The following is a 12,957-nucleotide window of genomic DNA, read 5'->3' as shown; positions in this document are numbered from 1 at the left end:
ATTGTCGGGCTCCGGCGTAGCCGAAATCCGGCGAACGCCGGAAAAAGGGCAGGGAAGCGCAGGGAAGGGCGGGGAAGGGCAGGGGAAAGGGGGGCCCATCGGACCGCCGTCCGATGGACCCCCCTGCTTCGTGTCGTACGACTCAGCGAATGTCGTACGCCCGCGCGACCATCTGGGTGACGGTGGCGCCGTTCTTGTCGGTCAGCTCGACCTTGAGCATGACCTGCTTGCCCGTGGCTCCGGCGTGGTCCACGGTCGCGGTCCACTGCCCGCCGCGCTCGGCGACTTTCGCCTCGGTCCAGCTGCCGCCCTCGTCGTACGAGTACGACAGCTTGGCCGACTTCAGCGCGCCCGGCGCGTAGCCCCCGTGCCCGCTGACCGAGAGGCCGATCTGCTGGCCGTTGGCCGCGGCCAGCGTCTTCAGGCCGTCCAGCGGGGCGGAGATCCGCGGGAAGACGATCGGCAGCGCCTGCGAGTACTGCGCCGCGTCGAGCTTCGAGCGGAAGGTCCAGGTGGTCTGGATCCCCGAGGAGCGCTGCCAGGTGCGGGCCGGCTGGCCGATCTTCTCCAGGTACTGGGTCAGTTCGTACGTGGCCTCGCCGGCCGGGACCTCGAAGGCCCCGAACGGGTAGCCGGTGTCGCCCAGCGACTCGCCGTCGCGCTTGAGCGAGACGTTGCCGAGGTCGCCGAAGCCGCCCTGCTGCGCGTAGTGGCCGGTGTCGCCCCACATGGCGGAGGCGAAGCCGATCCAGTTGCCCTGCCGCTCGGCCGCCAGCTGCTCCTTGCCCGCGGTGTCGCGCGGCGCCACCGGACCGATGACCCCGTCGTACCAGTTCTCGGCGCGCCGGGAGCCCGCCGTGTACGTGCGGTGCTGGTCGGTCATGAACTCGCCCCACGGGAAGCTGCTGGAGACCATGTGGTCCCAGGCGGTGTCCCCGGCGGAGTAGTACTCGGTGCGCTTGCCCGGTACCGCGACGGTGTCGATGGAGCCGAAGTACACGGCGTTGCCGAGCGGGCGGTAGGCCCCGGTCACGTCGATGAAGTCGGAGGCGACGCCCATCGACTGGTAGGCCGATTCGACGGCGCCGAGCTCGCGGTCGCGCACCCGGTAGGTGCGGTCGCCGTGGATCGAACCCTTCTCGATCTGGGCCAGGTTGTAGACGTACGGGCTCTTCGCGCTGCCCTTCCAGCTCAGCGTGACCGGCCCCTGGGCGAGCTTGGCCAGCAGGGCCTTGCCCTCGGCGGACTCGATGGACAGGGCCGGGAGCGAGCCGCCCGCGTAGCCGGTGAAGCCGGCCCAGCGGCCGGGGGCTTCGCGATAGGCGAGGAGGGCCTTGGCTCCGGCCGCCTTCGCGTCGGCAGCGACCCGGTAGAGCGAGGACTCCTCGACCTTGACCAGGACGATCGCGCCCTTGGCGGCGACGGCGGCGAGCTCCTCGGGGGTACCCGAGCCCGCGCCCACGAGCGGGGCGCTGCCGGTGCCGTCGAGGTTGTCGCTGCCGGTGGAGGCGGTGATCGGGTGCAGCACCGGGCCGCCGTTCGCCTTCAGCTCGGAGAGCAGCGGAGCGGCCGCCCGCCAGTAGCTGCCGAACTCGAAGTCGCCCTCCTTGGCATTGCCGTCGACCGAGGCGTAGTAGCCGCGGATGGTGCGGCCGCCCATGGCGGTGCCGGCGTGCTGCCATTCCGCGCCCCAGGTGCGGGAGAAGGCGAGGGTGGTGGCGCGCGCCTCGGTGGGCTTGTCGGTGGCGATGCTCAGCCTGGCCGCCTTGCGGGCGTCCAGCACGATCACCGTGTCCTTCTTGATCTCCGTCTGCGGACGGCCGAGGTAGGTGAGCGAGTCGTACATCGTCGCGTTCTCGCCGGCGTCGGGGGTGCCGACGAAGGCGGAGAGGAAGTACGAGCCCGGACGGACCCGGTAGACCTGGTCGGCGGCGCCCTCGTTGAAGCGGCGCTCACCGGTGGCGTCGTCGGTGCCGATCACGTCCAGGGAGGACGGGCCGGTGGCCGGCTTGCCCGCGCGGTCGAGGAGCTTGACGCGCAGCGTGACCGTCTGCGGCTCCACGTAGAGGGAGAAGGGGGTGGAGACGTGCACGCCCCTCGCCGTGGCGACGACGCGGCCGGTGACGTCTCCGTACTGGGAGCGCTCCAGCTTCGCGGCGGGGTCCAGGGCGAGCGGCACCTTGACGGTGGCGCCGGCCGGGACGGTCACGGTGCGCTTGTCCAGGCGGGCGACCTGGCTGCGGACGGCGGACCCGTCGTTGCCGGTGACCTTCTCGACGGAGAGGTTCAGCGTGACCGGCTTGGTCCCCGTGTTGGTGTACGGGACCGAGACCGCGGTGCGGTCGCTGCGGTCCTGCGGCCAGTTGAAGGTGCCGCCCTGGAGGGCGGGGGCGCCGGTGACGGTGGTCTCGACGGCGGCCTTGACGTCGAGCCGCCCGCCGCCGGTCTCCCGTACGTCGCCCGGGACCGCGGTGTTGGCGGAGCCGACCAGCGCGGCCTTGATCTGCTGCGGGGTCCAGTCGGGGTGGCGCTGCTTGACGATGGCGGCGGCGCCCGCGACGTGCGGGGTGGCCATCGAGGTACCGGACATGGACGTGTACGCGTACACCCCGCGGCCGCCCATGGCGGCGGCGGAGATCTGGACGCCGGGGGCGGCGATCTCGGGCTTGAGGGTGTGGTTCAGGCCCGCCGGGCCGCGGCTGGAGAAGGAGGCCGTCTTGTCGTCGCGGTCGACGGCGCCGACGGTCAGCACGCTGGGCGCGCAACCGGGCGAGGAGACCGTGTTGTTGCCGGGGCCGGAGTTGCCGGCGGCGATGACGAACAAGGTGTCGCTGCTCTGGGCCAGCGCCTCGGTGGCGGCGGCCATCGGGTCGTCACAGGAGAGCTGGGAGGGGTCTCCCAGGCTCATGGAGACCACGTCGGCCTTGCTGTCCACGGCCCACTGCATGCCCGCGATGATCCACGAGTCCAGGCCGTAGCCGTAGTCGTTGAGGACCTTGCCGCTGAGCAGCTGCGCGCCGGGGGCGACGCCCTTCTTCGCGCCGCCGCTCTCGGCGGCGGAGCCGCCGACGGTGGAGATGGTGTGGGTGCCGTGGCCCTGGCGGTCTTCGGCGGTGTCCGAGTCGGTGAAGTTCTTCGCCTCGGTCACCCGGCCCTTGAGGTCGGGGTGTCCGAGGTCGGTGCCGGTGTCGAGGACGGCGACCTTGGTGCCCGTGCCGTCGAGTCCGGCGGCCCACGCGGCGGTGGCTCCCACCTGCTTCGTGGAACGCTCCAGGTTCGCCTGGACCTTGCCGTCCAGCCACAGCTTCTTCAGCCGGGGGGCGGCGGCCGACCGTGCGTGGGGGTTGATGTTCGCCCCGGTGACGTCGGCCCAGAAGTCGGCGGCCTTCTCCTTGTCGGCGGCGAGCGCGACGCCGCCGATGGAGCCGAGGACCAGCGACTGTTCGGCGCCGGCCGGAACGGGCGGGGCGCTGCGCGCGAGGCCCGCGGAGGCCTCGTAGACCGCGATGAGCGGGAGCTTCTTGGCGTGGGCGTCGTCGTAGCCCTGCCGGATCAGGCCGGTGACGTTGAAGAGTTCCTCGTCGGCCTTGCCCGCGGCGAGCGCCTTGACCGCGCTCTCGGGGTAGACGTAGAGGTCCTTGCCCGCCTGGCGGGTCTGCACGATCGGCTGCGAGCCGTCCTCGCGGGGCATCGCCGTGGCGGCGGTGCGGCCGGCCGCGTCGGTGGACACCAGGATCCGGTCACCGGTGACCAGGGTCACCGTGACGGGCCCGGTGGGCTGCTGCGCGGCGGCCTCGCTCCCGGTGAGGGGCCTCTTCTCGGTGCCGGTCCCTGCTCCGGACGCTCCGTCGCTCGGCTGTGCCGTGGACGGGCCCACGGCCGTGACGGCCAGGACGGCCGCGACGGCCGCTCCCAGTGCCGTACGCGATATCGGGCGCATCGCTCTCCCCAGGTGAATTCCGGCCAACTACTGCATTGCACGGCGAAAATGCCGCGTAAATGGCTTCTGGCCAGCGGATGTTGGTGCTGCGGTGGCGCCACCTTGGCAGAGGGGCGCCGGGTGCGGCGATGATGTCGGCGGCGGGTTTGCGCCGTGGCCGCTTCCCGCCAGGAACGGCACTGAGAGGGTTGGGTGGACGGGTTGCTGAGTGCGATAGGTCTCGACGAAGGACAGGAGTCCGCTTACCGCGCGCTGGTCGCGCTGGGGGCGGCGGAGATACCGGACCTCGCGCACCGGCTGACGCTGCCGGTGCAGCAGACCGAACGGACCCTGCGCCACCTGGAGCGCCACGGGCTCGCCGCCCAGTCCTCCGCCCGGCCCGGCCGGTGGGTGGCGGCCCCGCCCGGGGTGGCCCTGGGCGCCCTGCTCACCCAGCAGCGGCACGAGCTGGAGCAGGCGGAGCTGGCGGCGGCGCTGCTGGCGGAGGAGTACCGGGCGGAGGCCGCCGAGCCGGCCGTGTACGACCTGGTGGAGGTGGTGACGGGTGCGAGCGCGGTGGCCCACCGCTTCCACCAGCTCCAGCTCGGCGCCGTGGAGGAGGTGTGCGCGCTGGTCAGCGGCCGGCCGCAGGTGGTGACGGGCACGGACAACGAGGCGGAGGAACGGGCGTCCGTACGGGGCGTCGCGTACCGCGTGGTCATCGAGCGGGAGGTACTCACCCTGCCGAGCGGGATCCGCGAGGCGTCCACGGCGCTGGCGCGCGGCGAGCACATCCGGGTGACGGCCGCGGTGCCGACCAAACTCGTCATCGCGGACCGGACGCTGGCGATGGTCCCGCTGACGGCGCGCGGCGCGGAGCCGGCGGCGCTGGTCGTGCACGCGTCGGGACTGCTGGAGTCCCTGATGGGCCTCTTCGAGGCGGTCTGGCGGGAGTCGCTCCCGCTGCGGCTGGGCTCCACCGGGGCGCCGGAGGAATCGGGCGGCGGACCCGACGTCACGGACCTGGAGATCCTCACCCTCCTCCTGGCGGGGATGACGGACGCGAGCGTGGCGAAGCACCTGGAACTGGGCCTGCGCACGGTCCAGCGACGGGTCAAGGGCCTGATGGAACTGGCGGGGGTCACGACCCGGCTCCAGCTCGGCTGGTACGCGTACGAACGGGGCTGGGTGGCCCGATAGCCCCGGGCCGGGCAGGCTGAGCAGATGGATCTGCCTCAGCTGCCCCAGTTGCTGCTGGTGGGGCTGGTGCTGGTGCTCGGATTGCTCGGGGTACTGGTCCCCGGCGCCCCCGGCACCCTCCTCGTCTGGGCCGGACTCCTGTGGTGGGCGCTGCACGAACGGTCGTCGGTGGCCTGGGGCCTGCTGGCGGGCGCGACGGCGCTGCTGCTGGTGGTGCAGGTGGTGAAGTGGCTGTTGCCCCCGCGGCGGCTCCGGGGGGTCGGCGTCACTCGCCCGATGGTGGTGTACGCGGGTGTGGGGGCGGTACTGGGCTTCGTGCTGCTCCCGGTCGTGGGCGCGGTCCCCGGCTTCGTGGGCGGCATCTACCTCTGCGAGCGGCGCCGCCTGGGCACCCACGGGGAAGCGTGGGCGTCGGTACGGGCGGTGATGCGGGCGGTGGGGACGAGCGTGCTGGTGGAACTGTTCGCGTGCCTGCTGGTGGTGGGGGCGTGGGTGGGGACGCTGCTGTGGTCGTAGCCGCGTAGCCGGGGGGGCGGGCGGGCCGTCCGCCGCGCCGGGTCCCCCACCCGCCCTTCGCCCGTTCGCCGGAGCACCGGAAGCCCGGAACCCCGGCACCCCGGAATCCCGGACGGGCGCGCCGGCGTGATGAGAGGTGCCCGCGGCGACTCGTCAGCAGCGGTAGCCGTGGGGAACCTGTAGGAGAGCGACGAAGATCCGCACCATGACCGCGGTGCCGACCGTGCCGCCCAGAAGGGCGACCGGGAGGTTCCGGCGTCCTACGTACCCGATGAGCACCCCCCACCACAGCGCCGCGATGCCTGAGAGCAGGGCTCCGTAGAAGATCAGCGCGAGCCCGTTGGCCGCGCCGTTGACTCCTACGCCGCACGTCCGCCAGGCTGCCGCCAGGAGTACCGACCCGAGCACGCCGGTCGCCAGACCCGCCACAGGAGCGACCACACAGCCCCACTGTGACCGCGTCACTTCCGGTTCCGGATCTGCGGGACGTTCTCCCCGTTGCGCTGCGCCTGCTCCATCGTGTCCATCGCGTCGTTGATTCCTTGGCGGAGCTGGTCTTCGGTCATGTCGTCGCCGTACTCCTGGAGTTGAGGCTTGTGGTCCCAGTCCTGCCCCGGGGCCACCTTGACACCCCACATCGCCAGGGCGGTCCACGGCCCGCACCGCCGGTGGGTGACTTCGCCCCGCGCAGCGGCACGCCCCCGCCCGGGGCCGGGCGGGGCCCAGTCCGGACGGGGGCGTGCCCGGCCCACGGCGGGGGCGGGAGGTGTCAGGCGTCAGGCCCGGCCGGTTCGCTTCGCGGAATAGTTCGCGCGGCCCTCCGCCGAGCGGAGCCTCCAGTCGCGCCTGATCTCCGCCCGGAGCCGCGCGTCGGTCTTCGCGACGATCCGCTGGTTCTCCCGCAGCAGCTTGCGGTAGCTCTCCAGCCGCCGCACCGCCAGCTCCCCGGAGTCCACCGCGGCCCGCACCCCGCACCCCGGCTCCGCCTCGTGCGCGCAGTCGTGGAAACGGCACCGCTCCGCGTACTCCTCGATCTCCGAGAAGACCTGCCCGACGCCCGCTTCCGCGTCGAAGAGCCCGACGCCCCGCAGCCCGGGGGTGTCGATGAGCACGCCGCCGCCCGGCAGCGCGAGCAGGTTGCGCGTCGTGGTGGTGTGGCGGCCCTTGCCGTCGACGTCACGCGCCGCCTGGACCTCCATCACTTCCTCCCCCAACAGCGCGTTGGCCAGCGTGGACTTGCCCGCGCCGGAGATCCCGAGGAGCACGCTCGTACCGTCCCCGACCACCGCGGCGAGCACGTCCGTGCCCTCCCCGGTCATCGAGGACACGGTGAGGACGGCGACCCCGGGGGCCGTCGCCTCCACGTCCTCGACGAGGTGTCCGAGGGTGACCGGGTCGGGGACCAGGTCCGCCTTGGTCAGGACCACGAGCGGCTGCGCCCCCGATTCCCAGGCGAGCGCGAGGAACCGCTCGATGCGGCCCAGGTCCAGTTCGACGGCCAGCGATACCGCGATGATCGCGTGGTCGACGTTCGCGGCGAGGATCTGCCCCTCGGACCGCTGGGAGGAGGTGGACCGTACGAAGGCGGTCCGGCGCGGCAGGTACGTCTTCACGTAGCGCGGATTGCCGTGCGCCTCCAGCACCGCCCAGTCGCCGGTGCAGATGACCCGGAGCGGGTCGTGCGGGGTGACGAAGGCGGTGTCGGCGCGGACGATGCCGTCCGCCGTCATGACGTCGCACTGGCCGCGGTCGACCCGTACGACCCGGCCGGGCAGCAGGCCCTGATCCGCGTACGGCGCGAACTCGGCCGCCCACGCCTCGTCCCAGCCGTAGGGGGCCAGGGCGTGCGGAAGCCCGGAGGGCTGCGGGGAGGACGAAGAGAGGGAGGAGAAGGAAGAGAGAGACAAGGGAAACCCTTCACAGGGTGGCCCCGGCGGTGCGCGCCGCTACCGGGCGCGAAAGAGGTGAGAGGTCAGCCGGAGACCACAGAAGTGACATTGATGGTCTTCTGAGTGCGGGCAACGCCCTGCGCCATGGCGACAGTCATCAATGAACTCACCTCCGGGTCTGCATACGTACTGACGAGCCGTCCCGCACTGATCGGCGGGAACGTCCCCACGGTAACAAGCGCCCTCGGGCGTGCGCCACTTCTTTTACGGGCTGCCTGAAGCCGGAAATCGAACTTACCGCCGGTCAGGGGGGACCGAGAGGATCGACGGGCAAGTCGGTTACAGAGATTAGGGTGTTCCGCATGGACAGCAGCGGAACCGCAGATTCTGAGACGATTTACGAGACGCACACCGCGCTCGCCGCGTCGCGGAACGCCTCGACGACCGATACGGCTACCGACACCCGGCGGCGGATCCTGCGCGTCTCCACGGAGTTGTTCGGAGTCCGCGGCTTCCACGAGACCTCGCTGCGGGAGATCGCCGAACAGGTGGGCGTCTCCAAGCCGGCGGTGCTCTACCACTTCCCCGGCAAGGCCGACATCCTGGGCGCCCTCGTCGAGCCGATGCTCCGCGATCTGGCGGCCGCCCTGGCCCGCGCCGCGGCAGCCGGCGGTTCCGGCGCGACCGAGGGGCCCGACGGGCCCAGCGCGTCCGGCACGTCAGGGACGTCCGGGACGCCCGACGCGCCCGACGCGTCCGGCACGCCCGGCCCCTCGGACCGGGTCCGGTGGGCCGCCATCGAGGGGGTGCTCGACGTCTGGCTGGACCACCGTCACCTGCTGCGCCTGAACCTCCAGGACATGGCACTGGCCACCCCCGGCCCGGCCTTCGCCCGCCTGCGCGACGCCATGCTCCGGGCCGGCTTCCTGGTCGCGGGGCCGAACCCCGGATTCGCGGAACGGGTGCGGGCCGCCCAGGCCGTCGCGATGCTCTCCGACCCGGTGGTGCTCTTCGCCGACGCCCCCGTCCCGGCCCTGCGCGAGGCCGTCCTGGACGGCGTACGGCGCCTGCTCGACGGGCCGCACGGCTCCGACGGGCCCGCTCGGCCCGTGCCGGGGGGACGGCGCGGGCGGCCCGCCGCCATGAGCCCGGCCATGATCGAGGCGGCCCGCCGGATGCACGCGGCGGGCAGCGGGGCCACCGCGATCGCCGCCGCCCTCGGGGTCTCCCGGGCCACGGTCTACCGGCACCTGCCCCAGGAGGAGCCCTCCGAGTGACCGGAGCGGACCGAACCGGACCGAACCGAACCGGAGCGGACCGGACCGGCCTGCCTCGCGGGCCCGGCCCCGCGCGGCAGGCCCGTGTCCGATGCGTTCAAGACCGGCCCGGCCCGGCGTGCCTACGGTGAGGTCATGACTCCCCGACTCGACATGATCGGCATCATCGTCTCCGACATGGCCGCATCGCTCGCCTTCTACCGCCGCCTCGGCATCGACGTACCCGCCGAGGCCGACTCCCAGCCGCACGTCGAAGCCGTCCTGCCGGGCGGGCAGCGGATCGGCTGGGACACGGAGGAGGTCATCCTCTCCTTCGACCCGTCCTGGACCCGTCCCACGAGCGACGGCCGGGTGGGGCTCGCGTTCCTGTGCGACTCCCCCGCCGAGGTGGACTCGCTGTACGCGGAGCTGACGGCGGCCGGGAACACGGGCCACCTGAAGCCCTGGGACGCCTTCTGGGGGCAGCGCTACGCCGTCGTCCTGGACCCGGACGGCTCCGGGATCTCGCTCTTCGCCGCCTCCGAAGCCGCCGGAGCCGACGCGCCGGCCCCAGCCCCCGGCCCCGCCGCGTAGGCCCCCGGCGTGGTCCCCGCCAGGGCGCGCACCTCGCGGGTGTAGTGGGCCTGGTCGGCGTATCCGGCCGCCGTGGCCACCGCCGCCGGCGGCAGCCCGCGCCGGGTCAGCGCGAGGGCCCGCTGGAGGCGCAGGATCCGCCCCAGGGTCCGGGGCCCGTAGCCGAAGGCGTCGAGGGAGCGCCGGTGCAGCTGCCGCTCCCCGAGGCCGACCGCCCCCGCCACGGCGGCCACGCCCTGCCCGGCGCGCAGCCGGGCCGTCACCTCCGCGACGAGGGGGTCCGGGGGGCCGCCGTCGGCCGTGCGGAGCCGGGCCAGCTCCTCCAGTCCCGCGCGGGGATCCCCGTACGCGGCCACGAGCGCGGTGAGGCGCCGTACCTCGGCGGCGGGCCACAGGTCGGCCAGCTCGACCCGCCGGTCGCGCAGGGCCCTGGCCGGTACGCCGAGCAGCGCGGGCGCCGTGCCGGGGGCCAGCCGGATCCCGGCGAAGCCCGAGCCCGGGACCTCTCCGGCGGGGTGCGCGGCGGTGTCGGGTCCGGCCACCAGGAGCCGGCCGTCCACCCACAGCAGGTCCATGCACCCGTCGGGCAGCACCAGGCCGGCGCCGGCCCCGCCGGCCCGCCAGAGCACCGCTCCGGCGACCGTCCGGGACGGGTGTTCCTCGTACCCGGAGCCGGAGCCGGAGCCGGAGCCGGGCACCGAGTCCGAGTCCGCGCGATCCGTCACGGACACCACGCTACGGCGGCGGTCAGTGCTTGCGCAGGCGGGAGTGGTAGTCCTCCGGGGGCAGGAACTTCGACCAGCGCTCCGGGAACTCCGAGGGCATGCCCCCGTCCTCCTCGCCCTCGTCGTCCTCCGACTCCCCCTCGGCCAGGGCCCGCCAGGCGGCCGCCCGGGCCACGAGCTGGGCTGCCTCCGCCTCGCGGACCCGCTCGTTCGCCTCGCGCGCCGCCGCGGTGGCCACCGAGGGCCAGACCCGGTCGATGGCGGCGTTGACGGCGGCCCCGACGAGGACGGCGAAGGCCGAGATGCCGATCCACAGCAGGATGGCCACGGGGGCGGCGAGCGATCCGTAGATGGTCGGGCCCTCCACCGTGTTGGTGAGGTAGATCCGCAGCAGGAACGAGCCGAGCACCCACATGGCGAGGGCGACCAGCGCGCCGGGCACGTCCTCGATCCAGGGCGAGCGGACCGGGACGGAGACGTGGTAGAGCGTGGTCAGGAAGGCGATGGAGAGCAGCGTGACCACGGGCCAGTACAGGACCGCGATCACCTCGGTGCTCCAGGGCACCAGGCGCACCACCGCGTCCGGGCCGACCACCATCAGCGGCAGCACGATGGCGCCGATCAGCAGGGCGGCGATGTAGAGGACGAAGGCGAGCAGCCGGGTCTTGACGATGCCGCGGTGTCCGTCGAGCCCGTACATGACGGTGATGGTGTCGATGAAGACGTTGACGGCGCGCGAGCCCGACCAGAGGGCGAAGGCGAATCCGAGGGAGATGAGGTCGGGGCGGCCCCGGCCGGTGACGTCGTCGAGCATCGGTTTGGCGATGTCGTTGACGCCCCGGTCGGAGAGCACGGTGCCGACCGCCCCCAGGATGTTCTCCTCGATGCTGGCGACGGTCGTACCGCCCGACCAGCCGTCCACGTAGCCGAGGAGGCCCAGCAGGCCCAGGAAGAGCGGGGGCAGCGAAAGCAGGGTGAAGAAGGCCGCTTCGGCGGCGAGTCCGAGGATCCGGTACTCGATGCACGAGTTCACGGTGTCTTTGAGCAGCAGCCACGCCATCTTGCGCTTGGAGACGTTGCGGTAGAGGGCGCGGGCCCGGTGGAGGCGTCCCGGAATCCGCTCGGGTGTTTCTTTCGCGTGCTGCACGTCCTTACGGTATCGGCATGGCAGCCACCACCCACACAGTCAGCAACCAGGCCCCGCCCCTCGTGGGCCACGACGTCTACGGCAGCGACCGGGCCCTGAGCGAGGGGGTCGAACGGCACCTCGCGGACGCCGCGCCCGAACTTGCCGCGGAGGTAAGGGAAGAGCTCACGGATCTCGGGCGCGCGGCCGGATCCCGGCAGGCGCAGGACTGGGGGACGCAGGCGAACGAGAACCCGCCGAAGCTGCGGACGCACGACCGGTACGGCAACCGGATCGACGAGGTGGAGTTCCACCCCTCGTGGCACCGGCTGCTCGGGCAGGCGGTGGGGAGCGGGCTCACCGACGCGTGGGGGCGGCCGGCGGGGCACCTGCGGCGGGCGGCCGGGTTCTTCGTGTGGTCGCAGGCGGAGGCCGGGCACGGCTGCCCGGTCTCGATGACGCACGCGGCGGTACCGGCGCTGCGGACCGATCCGGAGCTGGCGGCCGAATGGGAGCCGCGGCTGACCTCGCACGTGTACGAGGAGGGCCTGCGGCCGGCCGGGCAGAAGGCCGGGGTGCTCTTCGGGATGGGCATGACGGAGAAGCAGGGCGGCAGCGACGTCCGGGCGAACACGACGACGGCGGTGGCGCTGGACGCTTCGGGCGAGTACCTGCTGACGGGGCACAAGTGGTTCTGTTCGGCGCCGATGTGCGACGGGTTCCTGGTACTGGCGCAGGCGCCGGGCGGGCTGACCTGCTTCCTGGTGCCGCGGGTGCTGCCGGACGGGACGCGCAACGTCTTCGCGATCCAGCGGCTGAAGGACAAGCTGGGCAACCGGTCGAACGCCTCGAGCGAGGTGGAGTTCGACGGGACGTGGGCGCGGCGGGTGGGTGAGGAGGGCCGGGGGGTGCGGACCATCATCGAGATGGTCGCGGCGACGCGGCTGGACTGCGTGATCGGTTCGGCCTCGCTGATGCGGCAGGCGCTGACGCAGGCCGCTCACCACGCGGAGCACCGCTCTGCTTTCGGAGCACCGCTCATCGACCAGCCTCTGATGCGCAACGTGCTGGCCGACCTCGCCCTGGAGTCGGAGGCGGCCACCACCCTCACGCTCCGTCTCGCGGCCGCGTACGACGCCGTCCAGAGCACGGGCAACGAGCAGGAGCGGGCCTTCCTGCGCATCGCGGTGCCCGCCGCGAAGTACTGGGTGACCAAGCGCTGTACGCCGATGGTGGCGGAGGCACTGGAGTGTCTGGGCGGAAACGGCTACGTCGAGGAGTCCGGGATGCCCCGGCTGCTGCGCGAGTCCCCGCTGAACTCCATCTGGGAGGGATCGGGCAACGTCCAGGCCCTCGACGTGCTGCGCGCCCTGCAGCGCGAGCCGCAGGCGCTGAACGCCTTCCTCCAGGAGGTCGGCCTGGCGCGCGGCGCCGACCACCGGCTGGATTCGGCCATCAAGAACCTGCTGACCGAGCTCGCGGACCTGGAGGGCATCGAGGCGCGGGCCCGGCGGGTCGTGGAGCGGATGGCCTTGGTACTGCAGGGATCCCTGCTGGTGCGCTGGGCCCCGCCGGAGGTGGCCGACGCATTCTGCGCCTCGCGCCTGGGCGGTGACTGGGGTGCGGCCTTCGGCACGCTGCCGCACACTCTGGATCTGGGATCCGTGGTGGAACGGGCCCGGATCGCGGGCTAGCGGAGGGCCCCAACCCTCCGGAAGCCGGGCTGATGCGG

The 12,957-nt window shown here is 72.9% G+C and carries 11 protein-coding genes; 5 read left to right on the top strand and 6 right to left on the bottom strand.

Annotated features, from left to right (window positions below):
* Positions 1-142: 142 nt before the first annotated feature.
* Positions 143-3,940 carry a S8 family serine peptidase gene (locus tag MTF69_RS27170; protein ID WP_243338743.1) on the bottom strand — a complete coding sequence of 1,266 codons (3,798 nt, stop codon included), beginning with the start codon at positions 3,938-3,940 and terminating at the stop codon, positions 143-145.
* Between the two features lie 201 nt (positions 3,941-4,141).
* On the opposite strand from MTF69_RS27170, the gene MTF69_RS27165 reads away from it, so the two are divergent.
* Positions 4,142-5,119: a helix-turn-helix domain-containing protein gene (locus MTF69_RS27165; RefSeq protein ID WP_243338742.1), complete on the top strand. Its 978-nt coding sequence runs from the start codon at positions 4,142-4,144 to the stop codon at positions 5,117-5,119.
* 24 nt (positions 5,120-5,143) lie between these two features.
* Complete coding sequence (locus MTF69_RS27160) at positions 5,144-5,635, top strand: DUF456 domain-containing protein (RefSeq protein ID WP_243338740.1); 492 nt, start codon at positions 5,144-5,146, stop codon at positions 5,633-5,635.
* 153 nt (positions 5,636-5,788) lie between these two features.
* On the opposite strand, the gene MTF69_RS27155 is transcribed toward MTF69_RS27160, so the two are convergent.
* The 3 genes from MTF69_RS27155 to rsgA all read right to left on the bottom strand — a co-directional run bounded on the left by MTF69_RS27155 (position 5,789) and on the right by rsgA (position 7,542).
* Positions 5,789-6,076 (bottom strand): hypothetical protein, encoded by a 288-nt coding sequence (locus MTF69_RS27155; protein ID WP_243338739.1) that lies wholly within the window; start codon positions 6,074-6,076, stop codon positions 5,789-5,791.
* A 20-nt stretch (positions 6,077-6,096) separates the two neighbouring features.
* Positions 6,097-6,273 carry a hypothetical protein gene (locus tag MTF69_RS27150; protein WP_243338737.1) on the bottom strand — a complete coding sequence of 59 codons (177 nt, stop codon included), beginning with the start codon at positions 6,271-6,273 and terminating at the stop codon, positions 6,097-6,099.
* Between the two features lie 138 nt (positions 6,274-6,411).
* Positions 6,412-7,542 (bottom strand): ribosome small subunit-dependent GTPase A, encoded by a 1,131-nt coding sequence (rsgA, locus tag MTF69_RS27145; RefSeq protein WP_374323955.1) that lies wholly within the window; start codon positions 7,540-7,542, stop codon positions 6,412-6,414.
* Between the two features lie 344 nt (positions 7,543-7,886).
* Here rsgA and MTF69_RS27140 point away from each other — a divergent pair, with 344 nt between their 5' ends.
* Positions 7,887-8,801 (top strand): TetR family transcriptional regulator, encoded by a 915-nt coding sequence (locus MTF69_RS27140; RefSeq protein WP_243338736.1) that lies wholly within the window; start codon positions 7,887-7,889, stop codon positions 8,799-8,801.
* A 135-nt stretch (positions 8,802-8,936) separates the two neighbouring features.
* A complete protein-coding gene (locus MTF69_RS27135; RefSeq protein ID WP_243338735.1) occupies positions 8,937-9,374 on the top strand; it encodes a VOC family protein in 438 nt (145 codons plus the stop codon).
* Here MTF69_RS27135 and MTF69_RS27130 read toward each other — a convergent pair.
* Entirely contained in the window at positions 9,269-10,099 is an 831-nt protein-coding gene (locus MTF69_RS27130) for a helix-turn-helix domain-containing protein (protein ID WP_243338733.1), read from the bottom strand. The two genes, MTF69_RS27135 and MTF69_RS27130, sit on opposite strands and share 106 nt — an antisense overlap.
* A gap of 22 nt (positions 10,100-10,121) precedes the next feature.
* Positions 10,122-11,246, bottom strand: a complete 1,125-nt coding sequence (locus tag MTF69_RS27125) for a YihY/virulence factor BrkB family protein (RefSeq protein ID WP_243338732.1) — start codon at positions 11,244-11,246, stop codon at positions 10,122-10,124.
* A gap of 17 nt (positions 11,247-11,263) precedes the next feature.
* On the opposite strand from MTF69_RS27125, the gene MTF69_RS27120 reads away from it, so the two are divergent.
* Complete coding sequence (locus MTF69_RS27120; RefSeq protein ID WP_243338723.1) at positions 11,264-12,919, top strand: acyl-CoA dehydrogenase family protein; 1,656 nt, start codon at positions 11,264-11,266, stop codon at positions 12,917-12,919.
* Positions 12,920-12,957: the final 38 nt, after the last annotated feature.

The sequence above is a fragment of the Streptomyces sp. AP-93 genome, from assembly GCF_022808175.1.
Taxonomy (GTDB): Bacteria; Actinomycetota; Actinomycetes; order Streptomycetales; family Streptomycetaceae; genus Streptomyces.
Note: the sequence above shows the minus strand (reverse complement) of the source record. Positions and strands in the feature narration are given on the sequence as shown.

Bases quoted from the DNA above. Each gene is read 5' to 3' on its own strand.
- MTF69_RS27170 (WP_243338743.1), bottom strand. From the start codon at position 3,940: ATGCGCCCGATATCGCGTACGGCACTGGGAGCGGCCGTCGCGGCCGTC.
- MTF69_RS27160 (WP_243338740.1), top strand. From the start codon at position 5,144: ATGGATCTGCCTCAGCTGCCCCAGTTGCTGCTGGTGGGGCTGGTGCTG.
- MTF69_RS27150 (WP_243338737.1), bottom strand. From the start codon at position 6,273: ATGTGGGGTGTCAAGGTGGCCCCGGGGCAGGACTGGGACCACAAGCCT.
- MTF69_RS27140 (WP_243338736.1), top strand. From the start codon at position 7,887: ATGGACAGCAGCGGAACCGCAGATTCTGAGACGATTTACGAGACGCAC.
- MTF69_RS27135 (WP_243338735.1), top strand. From the start codon at position 8,937: ATGACTCCCCGACTCGACATGATCGGCATCATCGTCTCCGACATGGCC.
- MTF69_RS27120 (WP_243338723.1), top strand. From the start codon at position 11,264: ATGGCAGCCACCACCCACACAGTCAGCAACCAGGCCCCGCCCCTCGTG.